The 23,738-nt window shown below is 69.7% G+C and carries 23 protein-coding genes and 1 pseudogene; 15 read left to right on the top strand and 9 right to left on the bottom strand.

All coding sequences use genetic code 11. The features are described 5' to 3' along the window. Positions 1 to 162: 162 nt before the first annotated feature. Genes stsB through ACQB60_RS09955 form a run of 4 tightly spaced genes read left to right on the top strand, consistent with a single transcriptional unit; the run spans position 163 to position 3,902 of the window. A complete protein-coding gene (gene stsB, locus ACQB60_RS09970; RefSeq protein WP_496925478.1) occupies positions 163 to 1,662 on the top strand; it encodes a StsB family radical SAM/SPASM domain sactipeptide maturase in 1,500 nt (499 codons plus the stop codon). Positions 1,663 to 1,667: 5 nt separating this feature from the next. After that, the gene (locus ACQB60_RS09965) at positions 1,668 to 2,006 is read left to right on the top strand and encodes a PqqD family peptide modification chaperone (RefSeq protein ID WP_496925477.1); all 339 of its coding nucleotides are present in this window, start codon (positions 1,668 to 1,670) and stop codon (positions 2,004 to 2,006) included. Next, positions 1,999 to 3,141: an ABC transporter ATP-binding protein gene (locus ACQB60_RS09960; protein ID WP_496925476.1), complete on the top strand. Its 1,143-nt coding sequence runs from the start codon at positions 1,999 to 2,001 to the stop codon at positions 3,139 to 3,141. Before ACQB60_RS09965 ends, ACQB60_RS09960 begins: the two co-directional genes overlap by 8 nt. Continuing rightward, a complete protein-coding gene (locus tag ACQB60_RS09955) occupies positions 3,138 to 3,902 on the top strand; it encodes an ABC transporter permease (protein ID WP_496925475.1) in 765 nt (254 codons plus the stop codon). The genes ACQB60_RS09960 and ACQB60_RS09955 overlap by 4 nt, the downstream gene beginning before the upstream one ends. Before the next feature lie 81 nt (positions 3,903 to 3,983). Here ACQB60_RS09955 and ACQB60_RS09950 read toward each other — a convergent pair whose 3' ends face one another. Next, positions 3,984 to 4,910: an RNA polymerase sigma-70 factor gene (locus ACQB60_RS09950; RefSeq protein WP_496925474.1), complete on the bottom strand. Its 927-nt coding sequence runs from the start codon at positions 4,908 to 4,910 to the stop codon at positions 3,984 to 3,986. 279 nt (positions 4,911 to 5,189) lie between these two features. On the opposite strand from ACQB60_RS09950, the gene ACQB60_RS09945 reads away from it, so the two are divergent. Together ACQB60_RS09945 and ACQB60_RS09940 are read left to right on the top strand one after the other, a co-directional pair. Continuing rightward, positions 5,190 to 5,573, top strand: a complete 384-nt coding sequence (locus ACQB60_RS09945; protein WP_496925473.1) for a DoxX family protein — start codon at positions 5,190 to 5,192, stop codon at positions 5,571 to 5,573. Between the two features lie 73 nt (positions 5,574 to 5,646). Then, positions 5,647 to 5,985 carry a hypothetical protein gene (locus ACQB60_RS09940; protein ID WP_496925472.1) on the top strand — a complete coding sequence of 113 codons (339 nt, stop codon included), beginning with the start codon at positions 5,647 to 5,649 and terminating at the stop codon, positions 5,983 to 5,985. Between the two features lie 40 nt (positions 5,986 to 6,025). Here ACQB60_RS09940 and ACQB60_RS09935 read toward each other — a convergent pair whose 3' ends face one another. Both ACQB60_RS09935 and ACQB60_RS09930 read right to left on the bottom strand, forming a co-directional pair. Then, positions 6,026 to 6,526: a GNAT family N-acetyltransferase gene (locus ACQB60_RS09935; protein ID WP_496925663.1), complete on the bottom strand. Its 501-nt coding sequence runs from the start codon at positions 6,524 to 6,526 to the stop codon at positions 6,026 to 6,028. Positions 6,527 to 6,807: 281 nt separating this feature from the next. Then, positions 6,808 to 7,338: pseudogene (locus ACQB60_RS09930) on the bottom strand (HAD family hydrolase); the annotation flags it as partial. A 559-nt stretch (positions 7,339 to 7,897) separates the two neighbouring features. On the opposite strand from ACQB60_RS09930, the gene ACQB60_RS09925 reads away from it, so the two are divergent. The 5 genes from ACQB60_RS09925 (at position 7,898) to ACQB60_RS09905 (ending at position 12,282) form a co-directional block, all read left to right on the top strand. Then, positions 7,898 to 10,270, top strand: a complete 2,373-nt coding sequence (locus ACQB60_RS09925) for a sensor histidine kinase (RefSeq protein WP_496925471.1) — start codon at positions 7,898 to 7,900, stop codon at positions 10,268 to 10,270. Continuing rightward, complete coding sequence (locus tag ACQB60_RS09920) at positions 10,263 to 10,775, top strand: roadblock/LC7 domain-containing protein (protein ID WP_496925470.1); 513 nt, start codon at positions 10,263 to 10,265, stop codon at positions 10,773 to 10,775. Before ACQB60_RS09925 ends, ACQB60_RS09920 begins: the two co-directional genes overlap by 8 nt. Then, positions 10,772 to 11,158 carry a DUF742 domain-containing protein gene (locus tag ACQB60_RS09915; protein ID WP_496925469.1) on the top strand — a complete coding sequence of 129 codons (387 nt, stop codon included), beginning with the start codon at positions 10,772 to 10,774 and terminating at the stop codon, positions 11,156 to 11,158. Before ACQB60_RS09920 ends, ACQB60_RS09915 begins: the two co-directional genes overlap by 4 nt. Then, positions 11,139 to 11,723: a GTP-binding protein gene (locus ACQB60_RS09910; RefSeq protein ID WP_496925468.1), complete on the top strand. Its 585-nt coding sequence runs from the start codon at positions 11,139 to 11,141 to the stop codon at positions 11,721 to 11,723. The genes ACQB60_RS09915 and ACQB60_RS09910 overlap by 20 nt, the downstream gene beginning before the upstream one ends. A 64-nt stretch (positions 11,724 to 11,787) precedes the next feature. Then, on the top strand, positions 11,788 to 12,282 hold the full coding sequence (locus ACQB60_RS09905) for a roadblock/LC7 domain-containing protein (RefSeq protein WP_496925467.1): 495 nt from the start codon (positions 11,788 to 11,790) through the stop codon (positions 12,280 to 12,282). A gap of 36 nt (positions 12,283 to 12,318) precedes the next feature. Here the strand turns inward: ACQB60_RS09905 and ACQB60_RS09900 are convergent, their stop codons facing one another. Next, the gene (locus tag ACQB60_RS09900) at positions 12,319 to 12,966 is read right to left on the bottom strand and encodes a class I SAM-dependent methyltransferase (protein WP_496925466.1); all 648 of its coding nucleotides are present in this window, start codon (positions 12,964 to 12,966) and stop codon (positions 12,319 to 12,321) included. Positions 12,967 to 13,118: 152 nt separating this feature from the next. Here ACQB60_RS09900 and ACQB60_RS09895 point away from each other — a divergent pair, with 152 nt between their 5' ends. Next, entirely contained in the window at positions 13,119 to 14,408 is a 1,290-nt protein-coding gene (locus tag ACQB60_RS09895) for a damage-control phosphatase ARMT1 family protein (RefSeq protein ID WP_496925465.1), read from the top strand. Next, complete coding sequence (locus ACQB60_RS09890; RefSeq protein WP_496925464.1) at positions 14,401 to 14,664, top strand: hypothetical protein; 264 nt, start codon at positions 14,401 to 14,403, stop codon at positions 14,662 to 14,664. The genes ACQB60_RS09895 and ACQB60_RS09890 overlap by 8 nt, the downstream gene beginning before the upstream one ends. A 46-nt stretch (positions 14,665 to 14,710) precedes the next feature. On the opposite strand, the gene ACQB60_RS09885 is transcribed toward ACQB60_RS09890, so the two are convergent. The 4 genes from ACQB60_RS09885 to ACQB60_RS09870 all read right to left on the bottom strand — a co-directional run bounded on the left by ACQB60_RS09885 (position 14,711) and on the right by ACQB60_RS09870 (position 20,252). Further along, the gene (locus ACQB60_RS09885; RefSeq protein ID WP_496925463.1) at positions 14,711 to 16,084 is read right to left on the bottom strand and encodes a fibronectin type III domain-containing protein; all 1,374 of its coding nucleotides are present in this window, start codon (positions 16,082 to 16,084) and stop codon (positions 14,711 to 14,713) included. A 366-nt stretch (positions 16,085 to 16,450) separates the two neighbouring features. Beyond that, positions 16,451 to 17,644, bottom strand: coding sequence for an NAD(P)/FAD-dependent oxidoreductase (locus tag ACQB60_RS09880; protein WP_496925462.1), 1,194 nt, complete (start codon positions 17,642 to 17,644; stop codon positions 16,451 to 16,453). A 41-nt stretch (positions 17,645 to 17,685) separates the two neighbouring features. Beyond that, a complete protein-coding gene (locus tag ACQB60_RS09875) occupies positions 17,686 to 19,320 on the bottom strand; it encodes a cytochrome P450 (protein ID WP_496925461.1) in 1,635 nt (544 codons plus the stop codon). 404 nt (positions 19,321 to 19,724) lie between these two features. Beyond that, positions 19,725 to 20,252, bottom strand: coding sequence for a hypothetical protein (locus tag ACQB60_RS09870; protein ID WP_496925460.1), 528 nt, complete (start codon positions 20,250 to 20,252; stop codon positions 19,725 to 19,727). A gap of 288 nt (positions 20,253 to 20,540) precedes the next feature. On the opposite strand from ACQB60_RS09870, the gene murJ reads away from it, so the two are divergent. Beyond that, positions 20,541 to 22,115, top strand: coding sequence for a murein biosynthesis integral membrane protein MurJ (gene murJ, locus ACQB60_RS09865; RefSeq protein WP_496925662.1), 1,575 nt, complete (start codon positions 20,541 to 20,543; stop codon positions 22,113 to 22,115). Positions 22,116 to 22,180: 65 nt separating this feature from the next. On the opposite strand, the gene ACQB60_RS09860 is transcribed toward murJ, so the two are convergent. After that, positions 22,181 to 22,825, bottom strand: a complete 645-nt coding sequence (locus ACQB60_RS09860) for a TetR/AcrR family transcriptional regulator (protein WP_496925459.1) — start codon at positions 22,823 to 22,825, stop codon at positions 22,181 to 22,183. 142 nt (positions 22,826 to 22,967) lie between these two features. Here ACQB60_RS09860 and ACQB60_RS09855 point away from each other — a divergent pair, with 142 nt between their 5' ends. Continuing rightward, entirely contained in the window at positions 22,968 to 23,684 is a 717-nt protein-coding gene (locus tag ACQB60_RS09855) for a nitroreductase (RefSeq protein ID WP_496925458.1), read from the top strand. Positions 23,685 to 23,738 lie beyond the last annotated feature (54 nt).

The raw sequence follows: 23,738 nt of genomic DNA, 5'->3' as shown, positions 1-23,738 counted from the left end.
GAGAAGGCCGGGCCCTGTCCCGTCGCCCGAACCCGACCGGCACCAGAGGGAAAGTGCCAGAGGTGACTGTCAATCGGCAATCGATTTACAGCAGTTGGCCAAAGGCACAGCGGAACAGGACGACAAAGGCGCGCGATATGTACTGCATCGGTGAGGTGGGGGATGAAGCTCCTGGAACGATGGGACGACCTGGTCGTCCCCGACGATCTCGTCTACTTTCTGGACGGCGCGTCCGGCAACAGGCTGGTGGCCAACCCGGAACTGGCGGCCTGGTGCGTGCTCGGCGAAGCCGAGGCCGTGGTGCTGCGGGCGCTCGCCCGGGGCGAGGCGCCGCCTGATGTCAGTCGTACGGCACGTGGCCGAGCGGATGCCGAAGGTGCGGCCGACACCGCCCGCACCCTCGCCAAGCTCGTGCTCAACTGGATCGTCTACCTGCCCGGACACCGGCCGGAGATACGCCCGTCCGAGCCGCGCCTTTCGATGGTCTACTACGCGATCACCGACGGCTGCAATCTGCGCTGCCCCTACTGCTACGCCTCCTCGGAGAAGGCCCTGCCGGGGGAGCTGGACACCGCCGAGTCGCTCGATCTCGTCGACCAGATCGCCGACATGGGCACCCGTACCCTGATCTTCACCGGCGGCGAACCGACCCTGCGCCGCGACCTGTTCACGGTCGCCGAGCACGCCCAGCAGCGGGGCCTCGCCCTCAATATGATCACCAACGGCACGACGATACGGTCGGCCAAGACGGCCCGGAGGATCGCCGACACCTTCAACTCGGTGACCGTCAGCATCGACGGCGGAACCGCCGAGATGCATGAACGCACCCGCGGCAAGGGGACGTTCGCACGCACCGCCCAAGGGCTCTCCCTGCTGAATGACGCCGGGGTGATCCCCACCATCAACCACGTGGTCACCACCGAGAACGTGGACGCACTCGAAGAACTCAGTGCTTTCGTCTCCGGGTTGAAGGTGCGCCAGGTACGCCTCATGTACCACTCCGAACTCGGGCGGGCCGTCAGCGACGCATACGACTTCGGCTGGACGGAGTTCCGCAAGGTCCAGGAGTTCTTCTGGACCGACCCCAGGGCGGAGGCATTTCTGCCCGACGGGCCCAAGGCCGAGAAACCCTGCTCCATCAAAGGGAACTGCGGCATGGGCGGGACCGAGATCTACGTCGACTCGCTCGGTGACGTCTACCCCTGCAAACTCGTCACCGAGGATGTGCACCGCGCGGGCAATATCCGGCAGCGCCCGCTGAGCGAGCTGTTCGCGCAGCCCGTACTCGCCGATATGCGCACCAACAGCGTTTATGAGGGCGAGAACCTCAAGGACTGCCGCCGCTGTTACATCCGGGCGGCCTGTGGTGGCGGCTGCCGCGCGTACCACATGGCGGAGACCGGGGACGTGCACCGGAACGGCCGCCGACTGTGCCGACTCCTGCGGCACAGCATGATCTCCAACTGGTGGCGGGCCGTGGGTGTTTCGGGCCGCACGCTCTCCGAGCACCAGGACGTGATGTTCACGCCCCGTCTCGTACGTGACGACGCCGTGCATCCCGTACACGAGGACTGGCGGAGTGCCGGGCGCCGCATGTTGCCGATTCTGCCCACCAGCGGTGGTGCGAAGAGCCTGCCGGCCAGCGGTGTGAGGAGTGCCTGATGTCCATGTCCCGTAGCCGTAGCCATAGCCATAGCCATGGCCGCAACCAGTCCTTCGGAATCCATCCCGACGTCGTGTGGACCGCGGACGACGGCGAGGTCCGTCTGTACGACCCGGCCGCCGATCAGTTCCACGCCCTGAACGACACGGCGGCGGCCGTGTGGCTCCTGCTCGCCGCGGGGCGGGACACCGACGCCCTGGTGGGTGAGCTCGTCCTGCGCTACGGGGCCGACGACCCCGCTCGCCGCCGCAAAGTCGCGGACGACGTGGAGGCGTTCCTGGACGATCTCACGGCTCGCGGGCTGCTCGTGGCCGCCGCCTGTGAGGAATCCGCCGATGCCTGAACCGGCCCTCTCGGGCCCGCGCCCGTGCCCACGGCTGCCGGGCGCGACCGCCGCCATCCGCGCCGACGGCCTCGTCAAGCGCTACAAGGGCATGGACGTCAACGCCGTCGACCACCTGTCCTTCACCGTCGAACAGGGGGCGGTCGTCGGCCTGTTGGGGCCCAACGGGGCGGGCAAGACCACCCTCACCAAGCTGATCTGCGGGGCCACCTCGCCCACGCGCGGGCAGGTACGTGTCTTCGGCGCCGATCCCGCGGCACGGGGTGGCCGGGCCAAGCGGCACATCGGTGTCGTCCACCAGAGCGGCCCCTTCGACATGATGCTGCCCGCGCTCGACAACCTCCGGATCGCCGCCTCCTTCAAGGGGCTGCGCTGGCGCGACGTACGCCGGACGGTGCACGAGTCGCTGAGCGCGTTCGGGCTCGACGGCAAGCTGTCCCAGCTGACCTTCACCCTCTCCGGCGGCGAGATGCGCCGCCTCCAGGTGGTGAGGGCGCTGCTCGGCGATCCGCCCCTGCTGTTGCTGGACGAGCCGTCCGCCGGGCTCGACGTGGCCGGACGGCGCCAAGTCTGGGCATTGCTGGAGGAGTTGCGGCGACAGCACGGCACGACGGTGCTGTGGACGAGTCACTACGTCGAGGAGCTGGAGCGGAACTGCCCCCGCGTCCTCATCGTCAACCGGGGCCGCCTGGTCCGCTACTCCACCCCGCGCGAACTCGCCGAGCGATACGGCGGCCATGCCGCCCTCCTGCGCCCGGTGGACCCGCACGAGGCGCGGGAGTTGGCGGATGTGCTCACCGCCCACCACGGCACCTCGCGGCTGCGGGTCACGGTCACGGACGGCCGGGTCGAGGTGAGCGGGCAGGATCTGCGGGTCCGGCTGCCCGGGCTGTTGCGGGACGCGACGGAGCGCGGGCTGGATGTCGGTGCCGTCGAGTACCGGGCGCCTTCGTTGGAGGACGCGTTTCTCGAGCTTGTCGGGGTGAGTGAGGCGGGCGAGGCGGGCGAGGTGGGTGAGGCGGGTCAGGCAGGTGAGATGGGTGAGGCAGGTGAGATAGATGAGATAGATGAGGCAGGTGAGGGGGGAGTGGAAGCTGTCGGCACCCGGGGAGCCCGGGGAGGTGGTTCGGCATGACGGGCGACATGGCCGCCACCATGTACCGCGAGTACCGCCTGCTCACCCGCAACCGTACGAACCTCCTGCTCGCCATCGTCCCCAGCGCGGTCTACCTGCTGCTCTTCGCCACCTCGCTCGCCGACCTCGTGGGCGAGATCCACTACGGGGGCCGGACCGTCGGCTACGCGGAGTTCACCGTCCCGGCGCTGCTGCTGTCGTCGATGCTCGCGGCGGCCACGACGGCGGGCACGTCACTGTTCCAGGAACGCATGGGGCGCATGGACGTGGAGCTCTGGTCCTACCCCCTGCGGCGCAGCAGCTACGTCCTGGGCAAACTGGTCGTCAGCACCCTGCTGATCCTCGCGCAGAGCCTGGCGGCGCTCGCCGTGGCTCTCGCGGTCTTCGACTTCCGCTGGCCGCCGAGCCATTGGGCGGCGGTCCTGTGCGGCACCGCCGTCGCCTCGATGGCCTTCAACGGCCTGTACCTCCTGCTCGCCACCCTGTTCTCGGACTTCCAGCGATTCAGCGTGACCGTGAACGTCGTGGCGCCGGTCCTGCTGTTCTCGAGCCCGTCGTTCTACCCGGCGGACCGGATGGCACCGGTGGTGCAGTGGCTGTCGTGGGGCAACCCCGTCACGTACGGCATTCGTTGTGTACGGGACGGAGCACTGTTCGGCTTCGGCACGGCATGGCCCTGGATGGTGATTCTGGCGGCGGTCGCGGTGACTACCGGGGGCTTGCTGGGGAGGTCGTTGGTGGTTCGGGCGCGAGAGGTGTGAGCCGGGCTTCCTGGAGCGCCCCCGTGGTCCCGATAGGTAATCCGGACGGTGCCGTAACCACAGGTCGAACCGTTCACGACGTCACTGCGACGACCGCCTGCGGATCTCCCTCACTTCCCGGTCGACGGCCCAGGCATCGGCGACCGGGCCGAGGTGGCCGAGCTTGTCCGGGTTGATGACCGAGCGGATGGTCTGGATCCGGCCGTCCAACATGTCGAGGGCGAAGACGCGCAGGACCTTGCCGTCGCGGTCGCGGAAGAGCGCGCCCGGCCGGCCGTTGACCGTGCGCGGTTCGCAGGTGATGCCGGTCAGCGTCATCAGGGGGTGGACGGTGGCGAGGAGCCGGGCCACGTTCTTGGCGCCCGCGACGGCCTTGGCCAGCTGCGGGGCCTTGCCGCCGCTGTCCCCGACGAGCTGGATGTCGGCGGAGAGGAGGCTCTGCAGGCCGTCCATGTCTCCTTGTGAGAGTGCTTCGAAGAACCGGTCGGCCAATTTCTGCTGTTCCTGACGGTCCGCCTCGAACCGGGGGCGTCCCTCGTGCATGTGGCGCCGGGCCCGTACGAGGAGCTGTCGGCACGCCGCCTCCGAACGCCCGACTGCCGAGGCGATCTCGTCGAAGCCGAAGGCGAAGACCTCGCGCAGCACGAAGACCGAGCGCTCCAGCGGACTGAGGCGCTCCAGGAGCAGCAGCGCCGCCATCGAGACCGAGTCGGCCAACTCCGCGGCGCGGGCCGGGTCCTCGTACGGGTCGTCGAGCAGCGGCTCGGGCAGCCACGGTCCGACGTACTGCTCGCGGCGCACCCGGGCGGAACGCAGGACGTCGATGGCGATCCGGGTGACGGTGGCCGACAGGAACGACTTGACCGACACCGGCCGGGTGGACGAGGCGTCGTAGCGGAGCCAGCTCTCCTGCACCGCGTCCTCGGCCTCGCTCACGCTGCCCAGGATCCGGTACGCGATCGAGAACAGCAGCGGCCGCAGCTCCTCGAACTCCTCGATCTTGCCCACGCCGACTCCCCCTTGCGGTCCGGGCGCCCGGCCGGACCCGCGCCGACGAGGCATCTTGAGAAGACCCTCCGATCGATGCGTGATCGGAGCAGCCGACGCTCGCTCGTGCTTGCCGTCCGGCCCGTCCTGATCATGGCACCCCTCGCTCCGGGCAGCGGCGGTTCAGTGGAACCTGCCGACTGGGCGACTCGGGGTTCCGGGGATGTCACAGGCCGGGGTGCTGCCTCGTCTCGGGTTCTGAAGTCCTCGTTCAGGGCGTTCTCGATCAGGGAGTTGATGATGAATCTCGCGCTGTGGATCTGCGCCGGAGTGCTCGCCGCCGTCTGCCTCGTGGGCAGCGCCAAGATGTTCGTGCCGCAGGCGAAGCTGGCCGCGGTGGGCTCCTCCGCGCAGTGGGTCCTGGAGTTCAGCCCCGGCGCTCTCAAGGCCATCGGAGCGGTCGAACTGCTGGCCGCTGTCGGCCTGATCCTGCCCGCCGCGCTCGACATCGCGCCGGTGCAGGTGCCGTTGGCGGCCACCGGACTCGTCGTGTTGTTCGCTTGCGCGGCCACCATGCGGCTGCGCCGTGGTGAGAGAGCCACGATCGCCGGTGACCTGGTCTACCTCGTTCTGGCCGTCTTCGTCGCCTGGGGCCGCTTCGGCCCCGCGCCCTTCACCGGCTGACCGTCCGTCGAGTTCCTGTCCAGGGAATTGGTAACCCATTCTGCTTCTATAGAGAGAGCGAAAGAGCGCCGGCATGGAGATTCTTCGGTACGTGTTCCTCGTCTTCCACCTTTTCGGGTTCGCCGCTCTCCTCGGGGGGCTCTTCTTCCAATTGAGAGGGAAGGACCCGAGGACCGGCAGCTACATGCTGAGCAGCGCGGTCGTTCAGCTGGTCACGGGTGCGGGACTCATCTGGACCCGCACATCCCTGGACCTGCCGGTGCCTCACGCGAAGATGGCGGTGAAACTGGCCCTGGACGCCCTGGTGGCGGTGACAGCGCTGGTGGGCATGCGCAACAAGAGACCGTGGGCCTTCTACGCCGTGGGGGTGTTCACGGCGGCCGCAGCCGTGGTGGCCGCCGTGTGGACGTAGTTCCCAGGGGGTCCGGGAAGGCCCGGGGCGTATTCCGTGGTTACCGCGTGATCCGGAACTGGGTCCCGTACCTATGGAAGCCGGCCTTTTCCAGTACGCGAATCGAGGACGGGTTGGACGGTTCCACGGTCGCGGACATGGTGTGGACGTCGGGGGCCGTGAGGGCGAACTCCGCCAGGGCCTGGGTGGCTTCGGGGGCATAGCCCCGGCCGCGGCGGGAGGCCACGATGCCGTATCCGATCTCCAGTACGCCCTCGCTGGGTGGCCAGAACAGGCCGATCGAGCCCACCGCCAAGCCGCTCTCGCGCTCGATGATCAGCCGGTGGCCGTATGCGCCGAACCAGGCGGGGTTCTGGTCGAGCAGGCCCGCGATGACCTGGTCGCCTTCGGCGGGGAAGTCGTCCGCCCAGTGCGGGGAGCGGTTGTTGTCGACTACCGCGGTGGCTTCGCTCGTGGTCCAAGGGCGCAGGACCAGTCGCTTGGTGGCTATGTCCGCACCGGCGGCTGAAGAGGAAGAGGAAGAAGGAGAGGTGCGAGAGATGGGAGAGGAAGACACGTGATTCTCCTGGTCGTTGGAACGACCCGGTCCGCGGTCTGCTATCGCGCGGGCCGGATGAGGGCATGCCGATGAGGGCCGACGACGGCCATATTCATCAACCTCCCCATCCCGCGATCACGTGCTTGATGGCGCGCTGGACTGCCGCGCTCGCCGGCGCGACAGTATCCGTTGCTCGGTGCGACGGGCAACGGACTTTCGAAGCGCCCCTCGGCGAGCGGGTCTGCTCGCTGCGAGTCGTCGGAGCTGTCGAGCTGTCGGAGCCGTCAGAGTCGTGGCGCCGACGGCCCGGCTTCCACTTCCAGATGAGCCGCGATGCGCGCGACGGTCCGGGCGTTGCCCTCGAACAGATGGGCCTGCATGCCTGCTGCTTGGGCGGCGTCTATGTTCGGTGCGGCGTCGTCGATGAAGAGACAGCTCTCCGGGCGTACGTCCAGGCTTGCGCAAGCGGCCTCGTAGGCACGCGGGTCGGGCTTCTCGATGCCGATCTCGTGCGAGTAGACGATCTGTTCCACGAGTTCGTCGAAGTGGTACAGCGTCGTTTCGCGTTCGCGTGCGCCGACGAAGCTGTTGCTGAGGATGCCCAGCCTGCAGCTTCCCCGTAGTTGGCGGACGTACTCGATGAGTTCTTTGTTCGGCGTTCCCAGGTACGCCGTCCACAAGTCGGCTATGAAGGCGTCGACTTGAGGGCTGTCGAGGCCCAGCCGGGCTGCTATTTCCTCGTACACTCGGCGTTCGCTGATGCTCCCGACGCTTCCGGCGCGCCACACGTCGTACATCCGCTCATGCACGGTGCCGGGCGTGTAAGGGCCGGTGGGATCGCCCTGCCGGGGTGAAGGTGAAGCTGTCAGGGAATGGGCTTTCGCCGCGGTGGACTGCGAGAAGCAGTGGTTGCCCAAGTGCCGGCCAGGAGGTGGTCCAGCACCAGACGGATGGTGAGCTCGCCGCCCCACATGCCCGGCCGCCGGAGGGCGTCATTGAGTCGGGTGACCAGATAGGTGTGGATCTCGTCCGGGGAGGCGAGAGGGCGCGTGGCAGGCATGGCGACAGTCTCGCTTGTGTCCTGTGGTCTTTTCCCGTGGCCTGTGTCCCGGGGTGACGGGCTGGTCCTTGGCGTTCTCCCGGCCGGACGCAGCGGTAGTGCAGCGGTATCGCTGAAACGGCTCCTGATTCCGCAAGGCGCGCAGCTCCGCGTCCACAGAAAGGACCGAAGTCCATCGAGCCGGGACCAACGTAGCCGAAAAGATCTTTGTCGACATGTTGGGATCGACCTTCGACCCGGGGAGAGGCGGCCACTGCTCCGCCCCCACTCCCGGCCCCCCGTTCCCTTCAACGAAGACGAGCTGACGAGTACACGTGAAGCACGAGCGAACCCCTCCCGCCACAGACGACCGGAAGACGGCCCGAGGGCGCGGGAAGGCGCGTCGGCGCGCCTGGTCCCTCGCCGATCTCCGGGTGCCCGAGCGGATGCTCGTCGTCGTGCTGGTTCCGCTGCTCGCCGCGCTCACCTTCGCCGGGCTGCGCATCCACGACGCCTGGAAAACCGCCGACCGCTCGGGCGACATCCGCAGCATCGCGGACGCCAGCCGGTCGGCTTCTGATCTCACCCGGTCCCTCGCCGCCGAGAGGGATCTCACCACCGACCCGCGCAAGCAGAAGGCCGAGGGCAAGGGCGCTCTTGGTGGGGCGCGGCGCGCCACCGACCGGGAGGCCGGTGACTTCCAGCGGGAGCTGGACGCGCTGCCCACCGGTGCGGGCATGGACCGGCACCGCAGCGCCATCAAGGACTCGCTCGCGCAGCTCACCGCCCTGCGCGCCGCCGCCGACAAGGGCGCGCCCGTCCCCGAGGTCGAGAAGGGGTACGGGGCGCTGCTCGTATCCATCAGCGGTGTGCACAACCAGGTGGGTGGTATTGGAGAGAACGCTCAGTCCGCGGGGTGGACGCTCTACTCCATCGGTCTGAACAGCATGATGCTCACCAGCCAGCGCTCGATGCTCGCCAGCGCCGAGAAGGACGGCAAGCTCGGCTCCGGGCAGCTCGGTGACATCGTGGCCTCCCAGCTCGTCCGGGACATCACCGGCAACGAGTTCATGCTCTTCGCCGATGACCGTGAAGCCGCGCGGTATAAGCAGATTGCCGGGTCCGGGGACTCGAAGGTCGTCGACAAGGCCGTCGCCGCCGTGCAGCGCACCGAGGGCGCCGACCTCGCCAAGTCCCTGCCCAAGGGCTGGTATCCGGCGATGACCAAGGTCAGCGAGCAGCTCACCGAGGTGCAGCACGACGTCGAGCGGCGGGTCGTGGCCGCCGCGGACGCGCAGCGCGACAAGGCGCGCGACCAGATGTGGACCGACGCCGCCGTCGCCGCGGTCATCCTCGTCGTCGCGGCCGCCCTCGCCTACCTCACCTCCCGCCGGCTCGTCCGCGGCCTGCGCTCCCTGCGCGCCTCCGCCACCACCGTCGCCGACGATCATCTGCCCGAGGTGACCCGGCACCTCACCCAGGGCACCCGGCTCCCCGCCGAGCTGGAAGGCAAGGTGCTCGGTATCCGTTCCAGGGAAGAACTCGGTGATGTGGCGCGGGCGTTCGACCGCGTCTACCTGGAAGCCGTCCGGCTCGGGCGGGCCCAGGCCGAGCTGCGCGAGGACGTCAACGCGATCTTCCGCAACCTGTCGCGACGCAACCAGAACCTCGTACAGCGCCAGCTCGCCCTGCTCACCGACCTGGAGTCGCAGGAGCCCGACGCCCAGCGCCTGGCCCGCCTCTTCCAGTTGGACCACCTCTCCACCCGTATCCGCCGCAACAGCGAGAACCTCCTCGTCCTCGCCGGCGCGGAGATCGGCAACCACCGCTCCGCGCCCCTGGACGCGCTGGCCCTCATGCGCACGGCCGCATCCGAGATCGAGCAGTACGAGCGCGTGGTCTACCGGTCCCTCCCCGACGTCGCCATCGCCGGGTACGCCGCCAACGACCTCGTCCACCTCACCGCCGAACTCCTCGACAACGCCGTCTCCTTCTCCAGCCCCGACACCCAGGTCACCGTCAGCGGCCAGCGCGTCCCCGACGGCCGACTGCTCCTGGAGATCCGGGACATGGGCATCGGCATGAGCGAGGACCAACTCACCACCGCCGCCGGGATCCTGCGGGCCACCGCCGACACGAAGGTCGACGTCTCCGACACCATGGGGCTGTACGTGGTCGGGACCCTCGCGCGCAAGCACAACGTCGAGGTCCGGCTCCACGCCAACGTGCCCTCCGGGCTCGTCTCCGCCGTGATCGTGCCGAAGGAGCTGCTGGCCGTGCCGGAGCGGCCCACCGTGGCTGTGGGGCAGGCGGCGCAGACTGCCTCGGTGCTGCCCGCATCTCCCGCCCACGCGGTCGCCCCCGCCTACACGGTGCCCTTTGCCCAGGCTGGTTCGCCCGCCCATGCCGCGTACCAAATCGCCGACAGTGGCCAGCCCGCCGTACCGCAGGACACCGACGCCCCCCTCACCACCACCACGGCGGGACTCCCCGTCCGTACGCCCCAGGCACGCAGCGGACGCGTGGCCAAGTGGCCCGAGGGTGCGGCCCCGGCGCAGGAGTGCGGGGGCACCCCGACCGGCCGCCCCAGCCCCGAGGAGCTGCGCGACCGCATGAGCGGACTGCACGCGGGGATCGCTCATGCGGGCAGCACTCACGCAGGTCCGCAGTCCGGCGGCGCGGACAAGGAGGAGACCGCCCGTGTATGACCCGCTGCCCCAGCCCGCTGTCCCCTCCGGAGTCCCTTCGGGCGGCCGCGCCGTCGGCGAATTCCGTTGGCTGCTCGACCGGTTCCTGGACCAGACACCCGGCATCCTCGACGTCGCCGTGGTCTCCGCCGACGGCGTGCTGCTCTCGCGCGCCGCGCTGCCCGAGGCCGTCGCACCGGAACTCGCCGCGCCGATCGCGAGCGGCGTGGCCGCCCTCGCCGCCGCGGGCTCCCAGCTGCTCGCCGCGCCCGCCGCGCAGCGAACCGTCGTCGAGATGCAGCACTGCGTGCTCATCGTGATGGCCGTGGGCGACGGTTCGATGCTCGCGGTGTCCGCGGACGCCGCCGTCGACCGCGCCGTACTCGGCTATGAGATGACCCGTCTCGTACGGAGAGTCGGGCAGGTCCTCACCCCTGCGCTCCGCGACACCCTCCGCCGGAGCGCCGACGGCACCCATCCCCGTACCGACGGCAGCGGCACCCACCCCCGTACCGGCGCGGCATGAGCGCAGCGACGACAGGGGTCGGGATCGAGGGAGCCGAGGGCATTCCCCTCGGCCCCCGCCCCTACGCCCTGACCGGGGGCCGCACCGAAGGCCAACTCCCGCTCGCCGTCGAGGCGTTGATCACGACCGTGCGCGCCCACGCCGCTCCGGCCGCCCTCGCCGTCGCCGGTCTGGGGCCCGAGCACCGGGGCATCCTCGGGCGCTGCACGGTGCCGACCTCGGTGGCCGAGGTGTCGGCCGTCCTGAACGTGCCGCTCGGCGTGGCGCGCGTCCTCGTCTCGGACCTGGCGGTCCAGGGCTTCGTCACGATCAACCAGCCCGCGGACGGACAGCCGACCGCGGCCCTCATGGAAAGGGTCCTCGGTGGCCTTCGCCGTCTCTGATCCCCCCACCACCGCGCCGACCACCTCGGCGAAGATCGTGGTGGCAGGAGGCTTCGGCGTGGGCAAGACCACGCTCATCGGCTCCATCTCCGAGATCACGCCGCTGCGCACGGAGGCCGTGATGACGTCCGCGTCCGAGGGCGTCGACGATCTGGCGCGCACCCCGGACAAGCACACCACCACCGTGGCCATGGACTTCGGCCGCCTGAGCCTGGACGACGAGCTCGTCCTCTACCTCTTCGGTACGCCTGGCCAGGACCGCTTCTGGTTCATGTGGGACGACATCGTGCGCGGAGCCATCGGCGCGGTGATCCTCGTCGACACCCGCCGCCTCGCCGACTCCTTCCCGGCGGTCGACTACTTCGAGCACCGCCAACTCCCGTTCGTCGTCGGCCTCAACGCCTTCGACGGGCACCAGCCCTACGACCCCCACGAGGTGCGGCAGGCGATGCAGATCGGCGAGGGCGTGCCGGTGGTCCCGATGGACGCCCGTACGCGGGGCGGCGCGAAGTCCACCCTGATCACGCTCGTCGAGTACGCGCTGTCCCGCCACTGCCGTACGTGACGCACTGCGCCCGCAACCGCAACCGCATCCGCACCTGCTCCCCATCCCGCCCGGAGGTTCACCCATGCCCCCAGTCCGGCACCCCGTCCCCACCCCCGACGTGGTCACCCCCGACATGGTCACTCCCGACGTCGCCACCCCCGACCAGATGGTCAGCGACTTCTGCGCGCGCACCCCGGGCGCCGCATTCGCCGTCCTCCTGTCGGCGGAAGGGCTCGTCCTGTGCGCGTCGGACCGCCTGCACCCCGACGACGCCGAACGCCTCGCCGCCCTCGCCGGCAGCCTCGGTGCCCTGACCCGCAGCGCCGCCGAGGTGTACGGCGGCGGCTGGGTCAACGTCACCACCGTCGACATGGGCGGAGACCACCTCTGCCTCATGCCCGTCGACGACAACGCGAGCCTGCTGTTCAAGGCGGACGAGCACGGTGAACACGGCGAACGCGGCGAACTCTCCCACGTCCTCTACGAGGCCGCCCGCACCGCCGACGACCTGGCCCGCGCTCTCAACGACCCGATGCACACGGGCCGGTGGCGGATGTTCCTCGGGGCGGCGAGCTGAAAAGCCCTCTGTCGCCTGCTACCTGTCAGCCAGTGATCAGGCGGGCTTGCGAGCGAGGATCTGGATGCCCGTCGACTCATGCCCACTCATGGTGTTCACCGTGATGTCCCGCGTGTCCACGGCTTCGAACGCGCACAGCAGCGAGGCGAACCACGAGCGGGCATGGTGCCGGAACACCGCGCCCTCGTCCGTCGCGAAAACACCGTAACTGCCGTAGAGGGAGGCGCAGCGGTCGTACCGATCGCGGTTGCGCTCGTCGTCCTGCAGCGGGTAGTCGCTGACATACAGGGTCCCGCCAGGCTTGAGGACCCGACGGAGCTCAGCGATCAGTCGGCGCTGCGCTTCTTCGCGAGGGACACAGGTCAATACGGCGAAGAGCACCGCCGCGTCGAAGGCCGCATCCGGGTACGGCGAGAGCGGCGGCGCATCCAGGACCGCGAAGCGCATGCCGGGACGAAGGCTCCGGGCTCGTCCGATCATCGCCGGCGAGGTGTCGACACCCGTGAGATCGTCGAACCCCTGCTGCTCAAGCTCTTGAAGGACGCGGCCGTAGCCGCACCCGTAGTCGAGAATCGCGGCATGCGCACCGAAGTCAGCGAGCCAAGGCAGGTGGAGCGGGTGTGTGAACGTCTTCGTGGCCGCGGCGGAGTCCCAGTAGGAAATCTGGCTGTCGAGGTCGGACACGGCGGTTGCCTCCCTCTGCCGGCGATGGTCAATGGCATGACAAGGTACGCCGATTTCCCTAGCCGATCGACAGAGTGACAGCACTCCTGGAAGGAGCCACGCTCCAGTCGGTCACCGCCCCCCGATCACTGCCCCCGGAGGACCACCCCGTCATGCCAGACGCCGTCGACGGCGCACCCGTCATCCTCAGCAACGAACCCGGATCCTTCCCCCGGAGCGTGCTGGCCGAGAGGCACCCGGCCCTCATCAAGAGGGTGCGTGACGCCTTCCCGTACGGACCGGAGCAGCACCGGGCGCTCGACGCGCTGCTTGCGTCCAGTACGACAGGAGTGATCGAACCTCTTGGGCTCGATGCCCATGACCGGTGGCTGTGGGAGGGGTGGCAGCGGGGGCCCGGCGGGACGTCGTGGATCGGGCAGTCGTGGTTCGACGTGCCGTTCCTGTGGGCGGAGAGCTTCTTCTACCGGAAGCTGCTCGACGCCGTCGGCTACTTCGAGCCCGCCGGGGCCTGGCGGGGCGTCGATCCCTTCCGGCCTTTCAAGCTGGTGGAGTTGGAGAGCGAGGAGGCCGGGGCGGAGCTGGCGGTCCTGGAGCAGCTCGCGCAGCGCCCCGTCGGGGAACAGGACCGTGCGCTGCTTCATGGCTCGCTGTGGGGCAACCGAGCCGACCTCGGGTTCCGCATGGCCGCGCCTGCTGATGCCGGTGCGGCAATGGATGAGGGTGAGGGCAAGGGTGAGGGTGAGGTCGAAGGGGAGGGGGAGCCCAGTGGTCCTCCTCTCGTCGCCGACGACTCGGACGAGCTGTGGTCGCTGCTGCCGGTCGGGGGAGCCGCGACCGTGTACCTGGTCGCGGACAACGCCGGTCGTGAACTCGTCCCCGATCTCCTGCTCATCGACCATCTGTTGCGTCATCGGCGCGCCGAACGCGTCGTCCTGCACGTCAAGCCGTACCCGTACTACGTCTCCGACGCCACGACCGCCGACGTCGTCGACGGCCTGCGCCACCTGAAGCGGGCCGGGGGCGTCGCCGGGGAGGTCGGGGAGCGGCTGTGGGCGGCCATGGGGAATGGCCAACTGGCCGTGCGCGCCCACTCCTTCTCCTGCGCACCCCTCCCGTACGCGGAGATGCCCGACGATCTGCGACGAGAGTTCGCCGAGGCCACGGTGACCATCCTGAAGGGCGACCTGAACTACCGGCGCCTGGTGGGTGACCAACTCTGGCCCGCCACAGAGGCGTTCGGGGACCGGACGTCCTGCTTCCCGAGCCCCGTCGCCGCGTTGCGCACCCTGAAGTCGGACGTGATCGTCGGGCTCGATGCGGCGACGGAGGCCGCGCTCGTCGCCGCGTACGAGCAGCGGTGGCGCACCAGTGGTACGCATGCGCTGATTCAGGTGCGGGGCCATGACCGGGAGACCGGGGGCGTTGGGAGTGCGCATGAGTGAGGGGCAGGTCACGATCAAGCTCACGAGTGACGAGGCGTTGGTGCTGTCGGACTGGCTGGAGAGGCTCCAGATGACGGACCTCAGCCGCTTCGTCGACGATCCGGCGGTGTGGTCACCGATCCATCGCATCGCCGGAACGCTGGACAAGGCGCTGCCCGAGTTGTTCGCGGCGGACTACGGCAGGCGGCTTGAGGCTGCTCGTCAGCGGCTTCGGGCGGAGAACGACTGGGCGGGGCGGGGCCGGGACAACGACTGAGCCGGGCGGGGCCGGGACGACTAGTAGCCTCCCGGCCCCTGGTCCGTCAGGCGGTCGGTGTGGCCGACACCTCGGGGGAGAGGGCCGATTCGAGGCCGTCCTCATTGAGGGTGGCGACGGCGTAGTAGTACTTCGTGCCGCCCGTCAGGCCGCGGTCCAGGTACTCACTGGTGGACGTGGTGTAGGTGAACTCGGCGTTCTCCTTGGTGACGCCGGGCTTCGTGGAGCGGTAGACGCGGTAGCCGGTCACGGGTGAGTCGCCGTTGCTGTACGGGACGTCGTACCAGCTGAGCCGCACACTGCCCGCGCCCGGCGCGACGTCGTAGATCGTGGTGGTGCCCGGCGGCTGCGGCTCCGAGTACGTCGGCCTGACCGATGCGGAGGCGGGCGAGGCGACGTCGTACCGGGTCGTCGCGACGACGGCGTAGTAGTAGTCCCGCTCGTCCGCGCTCTCGCTCACCGTGGCGGTGTACTCCGGACGCGTCGTGGTGGCCACGCGGTTGGCCGGGTCGGTGATGTCGACCGGGGACGTCTTGGAGCGGTAGACCGTGTAGGACGCGACCGGGACGTACGGACTCTGCGACCAGGAGAGGCTGAGCCGCTTGCCGACGAGCTGGGCGCCTGCGAGGTAGGGGGCCTTGGGCGCGGTGCCGGTGCCGACCGTCTTGGTGGCGGTCACGAGGTTCGACGCCTCGGACTCGTTCCCGGCCGCGTCGACGCCCCGCACCTCGTACGTGTACGTGAGGCCCGCCTCGCCCTTGGTGTCGCGGAAGGTCAGCGACGTCGTCGAACCGACCCTCGTGCGGTGGGCGTTGAGGGACTCGGACCGGTACACCACGTACTTCACCGAGTCCGAGTCGCCGGTGCGCCACGTCAGGGTCACGCCGCGCTCGTCCTCGCGGACGCGGGTGAGGTCGCGCGGTGCGAAGGGCGCGACGGTGTCGCGGGTGCCGCGGAGGGGCTCGGTGTAGGGCGAGACGTGCCCGGCGTCGTCCAGGGCGCGGACCTTGTAGGCGTACATGACGTCGGGGTCGGCGTCGCCGTCGACGTACGCACCCGTCCCCACGGTGGCGAGCCGCGTGTACGGCCCGACCTCGTCGTCCCCGGTGCCCTCGGCCTCGGCGCGGTACACCTCGTAGGAGGTGGCGGCGGAGAGCGTGCTCCAGGAGAGGGAGACGGACTCGCGGCCGGAGGCGACGTAGAAGCCCTCGGGGGCGTCGTAGAGGGGGTTGTCGGGCTGGTCGGGGTCGTCGCCGGTGGTGTGTTCGGCGGAGCTGGGGGGTGGTGCGGTGGGTGCGGCGGGCGCTGCGGGTGCGGATGCGTAGGCGGTGCCTATGCCGGTGAAGCCGAGGGCGAGGACCACGACGGCGGTCGCGGAGGCGACGGCTGCGGGTCTGAGACGGCGTGAGCTCTGAGACACGGCTGGCGTTCCCTTTCCGGTGGAACCACGTACGGGCGTACGGGAGTTGGGGATGCAGTCGTGGGGGGAGGAGGTGGAGCGGTCGTGCTGACGTGCTGGTGGCGCTGTTGCGCTGGCGGTGCTGTCGTACCGGTGGTGCTGTGGGGGCAAAGAACTGTAGCTCGCGAGGGCCACGGGACGGGAATCGGCGCGCCCTGCAGGGGAGTTGGGCCGGCGCCTGCGTCTGCGGGCACGTTATGGGTGCAGGCAGTCGTGCGCCCTCGTGCGTACCCCCGTATGCCCCTCATGCGGAACGGCGGGCAGCGCAGGGGCCATGGACGTCACACAAGAGGCGCCGTTCCATTTCGCGGAGGAGGAGGGGTTCTGTTACTGGGGGAAACGCTCCGGGCGGAAGTCCGCGAGCAGCTCGTCCCTCTTCCCGCTGAGAATCTCCTCGGCGAGCAGTTGGCCGATCACCGGGCCGAGCGTGATGCCGCTGTGTGAAACGGCTTCGTAGTAGCCGGGCACGGACGGCACCGCTCCCACTGAGGGGAATCCATCGGTGGGGATGGGCCGGTTGGATATCCGGGTCCGTGCGATACGGGAGTCGGTGAGCTGTGGCACGACCTGGCACGCCGATTCGTGCAGCAGCCGCGCGAGTTCCTCTGCGTCTTCGTTGGGGTCAGTGTGTGCGTCGAGGTGCGCGTCGATACGGGCGTCGATACGGGCGTCGATACGTGCGTCGATCTCGCGGCTGTGGAGGACCATCGAAGCGTCTCCGTCGGGGCGGAGCTCGATGTGGGGAGCGTGCATGGCCCGGTGAATCGGGACCCGGGCGCAGTCGAGGCGGGTGACGGCGCCGGGCTCGCGGCGCATCGGCAGGTGCCGTCCGACGAGCCCGGCGACCTGGGAGGCGCCGGGGCCCGCCGCGTTCACGACGGCGTCGACGTCGAGACGGCTCCCGTCCGACAGGGCCACGGTCGTCCGGACGCTCCCATCGGCGCCCCTCTCTGCGTCGACGTCGATGTCGAGGACCGTGGCGCCGAAGCGGTGCACGGCGCCGGACTCGACGGCCCGGTCGACCAGGCGGCCGACGAGATGACGTCCGTGCACCCAGGCTTCGTCGGGATAGAAGAGGACCTGGGCGTCGTCGGGCACCGCGAGAGCCGGTTCGAGGCTGCGGCGGACCTCCGCACCCGTGCAGACCTCGACCAGGTAGTCCCAACTGGCCAACAGCTCCGCCGTTTCCAGGAACTTCGCCTCCGCCACGGGATCGTCGCCCGCCCAGCGCAGGTGGCCGTTGGGATACCACCACGAGTCCGACCCGATGGCCTCCGCCAGCTCGCGGTACGCCGCCATGCCCGCGACGTTCAGGTCGAAGTAGGACCTGCGCTCGGTCTTGTTGCTCGCGTTGACCCACGAGAAGGACCAGTTGGTGACGCCTTCGCCCGGCCGGCCCGCGTCGATGAAGACCACCTCGGCCCCGTGCCGCGACAGGTTCCAGCCCACGCTGGCTCCGAGGATGCCCACACCGATGACAGCGACACGCAGGCGTCGCTGTCGCACGTACCCGGCACTCATGAATGCCCCCTTTGTGCAGGATTACGGGCCAACTCCTGCCTCTAGCGTGCCATCACCTCGCTCTGCGCGGAGTCGGTGGAGTAGTACGCCATGGTCAACGCGTCGGGCTTCACCGTGACGACGGCCTGGGCGCGGGGCGGGCGTGACGTCGTCTCGAAGCGGGGCCAGGTCTGGAGCACCGTGGCGAGGATGAGCTGGAGTTCGGTCCAGGCGAAGTTCTCCCCGATGCACTTGCGGCGGCCGTCACCGAAGGCGAGGAAGGAGCCGCGGGTGGCCGCGGCCCGCTCGGGGGTCCAGCGGTCTGGATCGAAGGCGTCCGGGTTGGGGAAGTGGTCGGGGTCGTGCTGGTGGAGGTAGGGGCTCCACACGACGTCGGCGCCCTCCGGGATGTGGTGTCCGCCCAGGTCGACGTCGCGGACCGCAGTGCGGGTCACCATCCATGCGGGGCCGTAGGCGCGGATGGCCTCCTGAAGTACCCGGCGTGCGTACGGGAGTTGGTCGAGGTGCTCGTAGCTCAGCGGCTGGTCGCCGCAGACGGAGGCGAGTTCCTCCCGCAGTCGCGCCTCGATCTCGGGGTGCCGGGTGATCTCGTAGAGCGTCCAGGCGAGGGTGGTGCCGGTCGTCTCGATGGCTCCGGTGAGGAGGGTGATGGCCTCGTCCTGCAGCTGCTGGCGGCTCAGCTGGTCCTTGGCGTTGAGGAGGGTGGTGAACAGGCCCGGCTGTTCTGTGTCTTGGACTCGGGCTTGGGCCGGAGCTTTCGCTTGGGCCGGAGCTTTCGCTTGGGCCGGGGCTTTCGCCTGGGCTTGGGCCGCGTGGGGGCATTCGGTGGGCTGACCGGTGTCGGAGCCGGAGCCGGAGCCGGAGCCGGAGCCGGAGTCGGCATCGGCATCGGCATCGGCGTCGGGGGCGGGAGCGGGGCTGGTGGCGGGGCTGGTGGCGCCTTCGCCTGTCGTCTCCGGCCGGGTCTGCTCCGGTATGCGGCTCGCGTGGTGGTCGATGGCCTGGTCGATGAGGGCGCGCAGCCGGGCGACGCGGTCCGCGTGGGCGCGGTTGGCGGGGAGGGGGAGGCGGGTGATCCAGGGAGGGAGGACGGTCTGGCGGATCGTGCCCTTCATGATGGCGGGCATGAGGGCGGTGAACTCGCCCTGCAGGTGCTGGGGCAGGTCCGTGCCGAACAGCGCGACGAGGAACGCGGCCAGGGTGATGTCGTTCATGTCCGCGTACACGTCGCGGTGTTCGGCCTCGCGCCAGCCGGACACCATGGACCGGACCTGGTCGATCATGGCGGTGCCGCGGGTGGCGATGTGAGCCTTGTTGAACATGGGCTGCATGAGCCGGCGGTTGCGCAGGTGGGTGTCGCCGTCGGCCACTGTGGCGAGTCCGTCGCCGAAGAAGACTCTCAACGCATCGATGATCTTCCCGCCCTTGGCGAAGTCCGCGGCGTCGGTCACCAGGACCTGGCGGGTGAGGGCGGGGTCCGTGACCACGTAGGCGGGGGTCGGTCCGATGCGTATGCGGACGACGCTGCCGTGCTCGCGGAGAGAGGTGATGAAGGGCAACGGGTCGCGGGCCAGGCGGTGGGCGTGGCCGATCAGGGGGAGGGCGCCGGGCATGGTGGGCGTGGAGGTTGCGGGGGGCGCGAGGGGTGTGGGGGAGGGGGTGCTCGGGCCGTTCATGGGGGCGTGGGGCTCCTTGTGTGGGGAGTGGTGCGGCCCATCCATGCCCAAGATCATCTGAAGGGATGCAGCCCGTTGGTGATCATTGCGTCACATGCGAGGGGTGTCGTGGACGGTCTGTCAAAGGGCGGTGAAATTAGGGAGGTTCGGGGCATCGCGTTGCGGGGAGGGCTGCGCGGAGCGGACCCCGACCAGGTAGTGGCGCGGTGCGCAGAGGTGCGGTGCTCCTAGTTAGCGCAGAGGTGCGGTGCTCCTAGTGAGGATCAGGCGCTACTGCGAAGAGGCCCAGCCGTCGTTGTCCCGGTACCGGTCCAGCCCCACGGCGGTGAATTCGTCCTCACCGGGGCGTAGCTCATCTCGGGCCCCTGCCCCCTGATCCCGTCACTACTCGGCTGATCCCGTCGTCACTCGTCGGCGCACCGGCGAGCCTGCCACACCTGCCACCCGCGCCTGAGCGCTTCCAGCTCCCTTCGGGGAAAGTCCCGCCCCCACCGGTCGCGGTACCCGTCCTCGCCGTGGGTCGTTGCGACGCCGTCGAAGCAGCGAACCGCCGCACGGGCAAGACGATCGAGGCTCACCGCTCCCGACCACAGCTCGGTCCCTGCCGCGTCGTGGTCATGGGCGCGCCGCAGCGCAAGGAGGCGGAGCCATACCGTGTCCCCTTTGCGGGCGAGGAGCCATCGGTAGGCGGTCGGCTCTGCCTCGAACTGCACGCACTGCAGCGGCATTTCCGACTCGTCGGCGAGCATCCGGGCCACAGCCGTCAGGAGATCCTCAGGCGCGCTGCTGATGTACGAGGCGGTGAGCGTGACTCTCACGGCATCCGCCGCGACCACGCACTCCGCCCAACCCCGTCCGGTCAACGTCCAGGTGAGCCGAAGGGCGGCGGTCCCGGCGGCCCTTCCCGTGCCGGAGCTGACGTGAGAGGTCATGCGTCGCACCGTAAAGCAGCAATCGGTTCCGTACTGGCCGGGTGGTGAGGATCTCTCTCGTCTTTCCGTGGGGAAGGCCATCTCCAGCCGTACGTTGGGGCGATGACGGAGGGGACGGCGCCGACCGCGGCGACAGCGCGGCCACAAAAGCAGCAGAACCAGCAGAAGCAGCAGGGGTGGCGGAAGCGGCAGGGGTGGCGGAAGCGGCAGAAGGGGCGGCATGCCGCCCCGAAGATGGGCCCGGGTAAGGGCGGGGGCAAGGGTGGGCTGGCGCGTTCGTCGGTCGTGATGGCCGTGGGGACCGTCGCGTCCCGGGCCACCGGGCTCATCCGGCAGGTGTTGCAGGGCGCCGCACTCGGCACCGGGCTGCTCGCCACCACCTACAACCAGGCCAACACCGTCCCCACCAGCCTGTACTTCCTCGTCATCGGCGGGGCCCTGAACTCCGTCCTCGTCCCGCAGCTCGTGCGGGCCCGTGCCGAACAGCCGGACGGCGGCGCCGCCTTCGAGCAGCGACTCGTCACCCTCGTGCTGTGCGTTCTCGGGGTCGGCACCGCGCTCGCCGTATGGGCGGCGCCGGAGATCATCAGCCTCTATCAGAGCGATACGCCCGAGAATCACGAGGCGTTCGAGCTGACCGTGACCTTCGCACGGTTCCTGCTGCCGCAGATCTTCTTCTACGGGCTGTTCAGCATGCTCGGGCAAGTACTCAACGCCCGGAACCGGTTCGGGGCGATGATGTGGACCCCCGTCCTCAACAACGTTGTTCTGGTAGGGATGTTCGGGGTCTATGTCGGGCTCATGACCGTCCCGGACCGCGTGCAGGACATCACCCCGACCCAGGTCACGCTGCTCGGCCTCGGCACGACCCTCGCCCTGGCCGTCCAGGCACTCGCCCTGATCCCCTTCGTGCGCGCCGCGGGCTTCCGCTTCCGGCCCCGCTTCGACTGGCGCGGCACGGGGCTGCGCAAGAGTCTCGGTGCGGCTCGCTGGACGCTGCTCTTCGTGCTCGCCAACCTCGTGGCCGGCACCGTCGTGACCCGCTACGCCTCCGCCGCCGACCAGGCCCTGCCCAAGGGCGGCGTGGGCTTCACCGCGTACTCCAACGCGCAGACGATCTGGATGCTGCCCCAGGCCATCATCACGGTCTCCCTCGTCACCGCCCTGCTCCCGCGCATGAGCCGGGCCGTCGCCGAGCAGCGCCTGGACGACGTGCGCCGTGATCTGTCCCGCGCGCTGCGGATCAGCGGAGTCGTCATCGTCCCCGCCGCCTTCTTCTTCCTCGCCTTCGGCCCGCGCATCGCGCAGCTGCTGTTCGCCCACGGCGCGGCCGACGCCGCGGCCGCCGCGCCGCTGGGCCACATGCTCCAGGCGTTCGGGCTCGGCCTCATCCCGTTCTCCGCCCAGTACTTGCTGCTGCGCGGCTTCTACGCCTTCGAGGACACCCGTACGCCGTTCTTCATGGCCGTGTGGATCGCCGTCGTCAACATCGCCCTGGCCGCGGGCTGCCACCTGCTGCTGCCCGCGCGGTGGGCGGTCACCGGGATGGCGGGTGCGTACGCCGTCTCGTACGGAGTGGGGCTGCTCGTCACCGCGCTGCGGCTGCGGCGGCGCCTCGAAGGGCGGCTCGACGGCAGGCGGTTGTGCCGGACCTACGGCAAACTCACCGCCTCCGCCGTCGCGGCGGGCGCGCTGGCCTGGCTCGCCGCCCGTGTGTGCGCCGGGGCCGTGAATGTGGACTCGGGCACGTGGTCCTCCGCGCTCTCCCTGGCCGTGGGCGGCGCCACCATGGCGGTCCTGTTCCTGGCCCTCGCCCGTGTCCTGAGGGTGGGTGAGCTGCGGGGGCTGCCTGGGCTCAGGTGAGGTGAGGTGAGCCGAGGGGAGCTGAGCTGAGCCTAGGGGAGCTGAGCTGTGGTGCCCGGCCGTCGTCAGCTTGCTCCCGGCAGAGCCTGATCGACGAGGACCTCCGCCGCCGCCCGCGCATGCCGGCCGTAGTCCGCGTCGTCCAGGACCATGGCGCGGCTGGCCGCCCCGTCCGCGAGGGTGGCCAGTTGTTCGGCGAGTGAGCGGGGTTCGCGGCAGCCCAGCTCCGTCACCAGGGCGACGATCAGCTCCACCATGCGCAGCTTCTGCTCCCGGGCGTACGAGTGCACCGCGCTCTCCGGGTCCGGGAACTCCGCGGCGGCGTCAATGAACGGACACCCGCGCACCGGAGCCGCGTCCGCTGCCGCGGCCGCCGTCGGCTGGTCAAACAACCTGCGGATCCGGTCGCGCGGCGGGATGTCCTCGCGCGTCAGCACGCCTTCCAGCGTGGCACCCGACAGCACGAGGCCCTGCAAGTGGGCGATGACCAGATCGTTCTTGGTGCGGAAGTGCGCGTAGAGCGTCCGCTTGGAGACCGGCGCTTCCTCCGCGACCTGTTCCATGCCGGTCGCGTTGATGCCCTGGGCCGCGAACAGGCGGGCGGCGGCGGCCAGGATGCGCTCGCGCCCGCCGCGTCCCCGCCGCTGGGACGCCGTAGCTGTTGTTGCAGCAGCTGTTGTTGCAGCGGCCGTACCCGCCGTAGCCCTCATGAAGGAAGTATACGACCCCGTTTACTTCACCTGAGATGCCGGGCTAAGGTGACACCTGCATGTAAACGATCCCGTTTACATGAGCTCTCCAGCACCAAGGAGTCCCATGAGCAGTCCCATGAGCAGTCCCATGAGCAGTTCCATGAGCAGTTCCACGGGCGAGTTCGCCCCCACTGAGCTGAGCAGCTGCGCGGAGAAGCTGATACGCGGCCGACGCGCGACCCGCGCGTTCCGTCCGGAAGCCGTGCCCGAGGACACGTTGCGCAGGATCTTCTCGCTGGCCGGCGCCGCGCCGTCCAGCTCCAACGCGCAGCCCTGGCGGGTGGAGGTGGTGAGCGGCGCCGCACGTCAGCGCCTGGCCGACGCCCTGCAGGCGGCCCACGCCGAGAGGCGCACCTCGGTGGACTACCCGTATTCCGAGGGGATGTACGCCCCGGTGCACCAGGCGCGCCGGGCGGCGTTCGGCGCCGAACTGTACGGAGCGCTGGGCATCGGCCCCGACGACCACGCGGCACGCGCCGCCTACGACGCCGAGAGCCTGCGCTTCTACGGTGCGCCCCACGCGGCGTTCCTCTTCGTGCACGGCGAGGGTGAGGCGCGGCTCGCCGCGGATGTCGGCGGCTATATGCAGACGCTGCTCCTGGCGATGACCGCGTACGGCGTGGACAGCTGCCCGCAGGGGCTGTTGAGCTTCTACGCCGACACCGTACGCACGGAGCTCGGCGTCACCGAACTCGGCGTCACCGAAGGCAAGTTGCTCGTCGGCATCTCCTTCGGTTACGCCGACGAGGCCGCGCCGGTGAACCAGGTGAGGACCGAGCGGGCTCCGGTCGAGTCGACCACGACCTTTCGCGCCTAGGGCCTGTCCGGCGGATCAGGCCCTAGGTGTTCCGGGACGTCGCGTCGTCGACGG

The sequence above is a fragment of the Streptomyces odontotermitis genome (assembly GCF_050510915.1).
GTDB lineage: Bacteria > Actinomycetota > Actinomycetes > Streptomycetales > Streptomycetaceae > Streptomyces.
This window is presented reverse-complemented; position numbering and strand designations above follow the sequence as displayed.

What these genes read in the sequence shown, in the direction of transcription:
- ACQB60_RS09895 (WP_496925465.1), top strand. Translation starts at nt 13,119, where the DNA reads ATGCCAGACGCCGTCGACGGCGCACCCGTCATCCTCAGCAACGAACCC.
- ACQB60_RS09960 (WP_496925476.1), top strand. Translation starts at nt 1,999, where the DNA reads ATGCCTGAACCGGCCCTCTCGGGCCCGCGCCCGTGCCCACGGCTGCCG.
- stsB (WP_496925478.1), top strand. Translation starts at nt 163, where the DNA reads ATGAAGCTCCTGGAACGATGGGACGACCTGGTCGTCCCCGACGATCTC.
- ACQB60_RS09955 (WP_496925475.1), top strand. Translation starts at nt 3,138, where the DNA reads ATGACGGGCGACATGGCCGCCACCATGTACCGCGAGTACCGCCTGCTC.
- ACQB60_RS09965 (WP_496925477.1), top strand. Translation starts at nt 1,668, where the DNA reads ATGTCCCGTAGCCGTAGCCATAGCCATAGCCATGGCCGCAACCAGTCC.
- ACQB60_RS09890 (WP_496925464.1), top strand. Translation starts at nt 14,401, where the DNA reads ATGAGTGAGGGGCAGGTCACGATCAAGCTCACGAGTGACGAGGCGTTG.
- murJ (WP_496925662.1), top strand. Translation starts at nt 20,541, where the DNA reads ATGGCCGTGGGGACCGTCGCGTCCCGGGCCACCGGGCTCATCCGGCAG.
- ACQB60_RS09905 (WP_496925467.1), top strand. Translation starts at nt 11,788, where the DNA reads ATGCCCCCAGTCCGGCACCCCGTCCCCACCCCCGACGTGGTCACCCCC.
- ACQB60_RS09855 (WP_496925458.1), top strand. Translation starts at nt 22,968, where the DNA reads ATGAGCAGTTCCACGGGCGAGTTCGCCCCCACTGAGCTGAGCAGCTGC.
- ACQB60_RS09880 (WP_496925462.1), bottom strand. Translation starts at nt 17,644, where the DNA reads ATGAGTGCCGGGTACGTGCGACAGCGACGCCTGCGTGTCGCTGTCATC.
- ACQB60_RS09875 (WP_496925461.1), bottom strand. Translation starts at nt 19,320, where the DNA reads ATGAACGGCCCGAGCACCCCCTCCCCCACACCCCTCGCGCCCCCCGCA.
- ACQB60_RS09915 (WP_496925469.1), top strand. Translation starts at nt 10,772, where the DNA reads ATGAGCGCAGCGACGACAGGGGTCGGGATCGAGGGAGCCGAGGGCATT.
- ACQB60_RS09940 (WP_496925472.1), top strand. Translation starts at nt 5,647, where the DNA reads ATGGAGATTCTTCGGTACGTGTTCCTCGTCTTCCACCTTTTCGGGTTC.
- ACQB60_RS09860 (WP_496925459.1), bottom strand. Translation starts at nt 22,825, where the DNA reads ATGAGGGCTACGGCGGGTACGGCCGCTGCAACAACAGCTGCTGCAACA.
- ACQB60_RS09945 (WP_496925473.1), top strand. Translation starts at nt 5,190, where the DNA reads ATGAATCTCGCGCTGTGGATCTGCGCCGGAGTGCTCGCCGCCGTCTGC.
- ACQB60_RS09870 (WP_496925460.1), bottom strand. Translation starts at nt 20,252, where the DNA reads ATGACCTCTCACGTCAGCTCCGGCACGGGAAGGGCCGCCGGGACCGCC.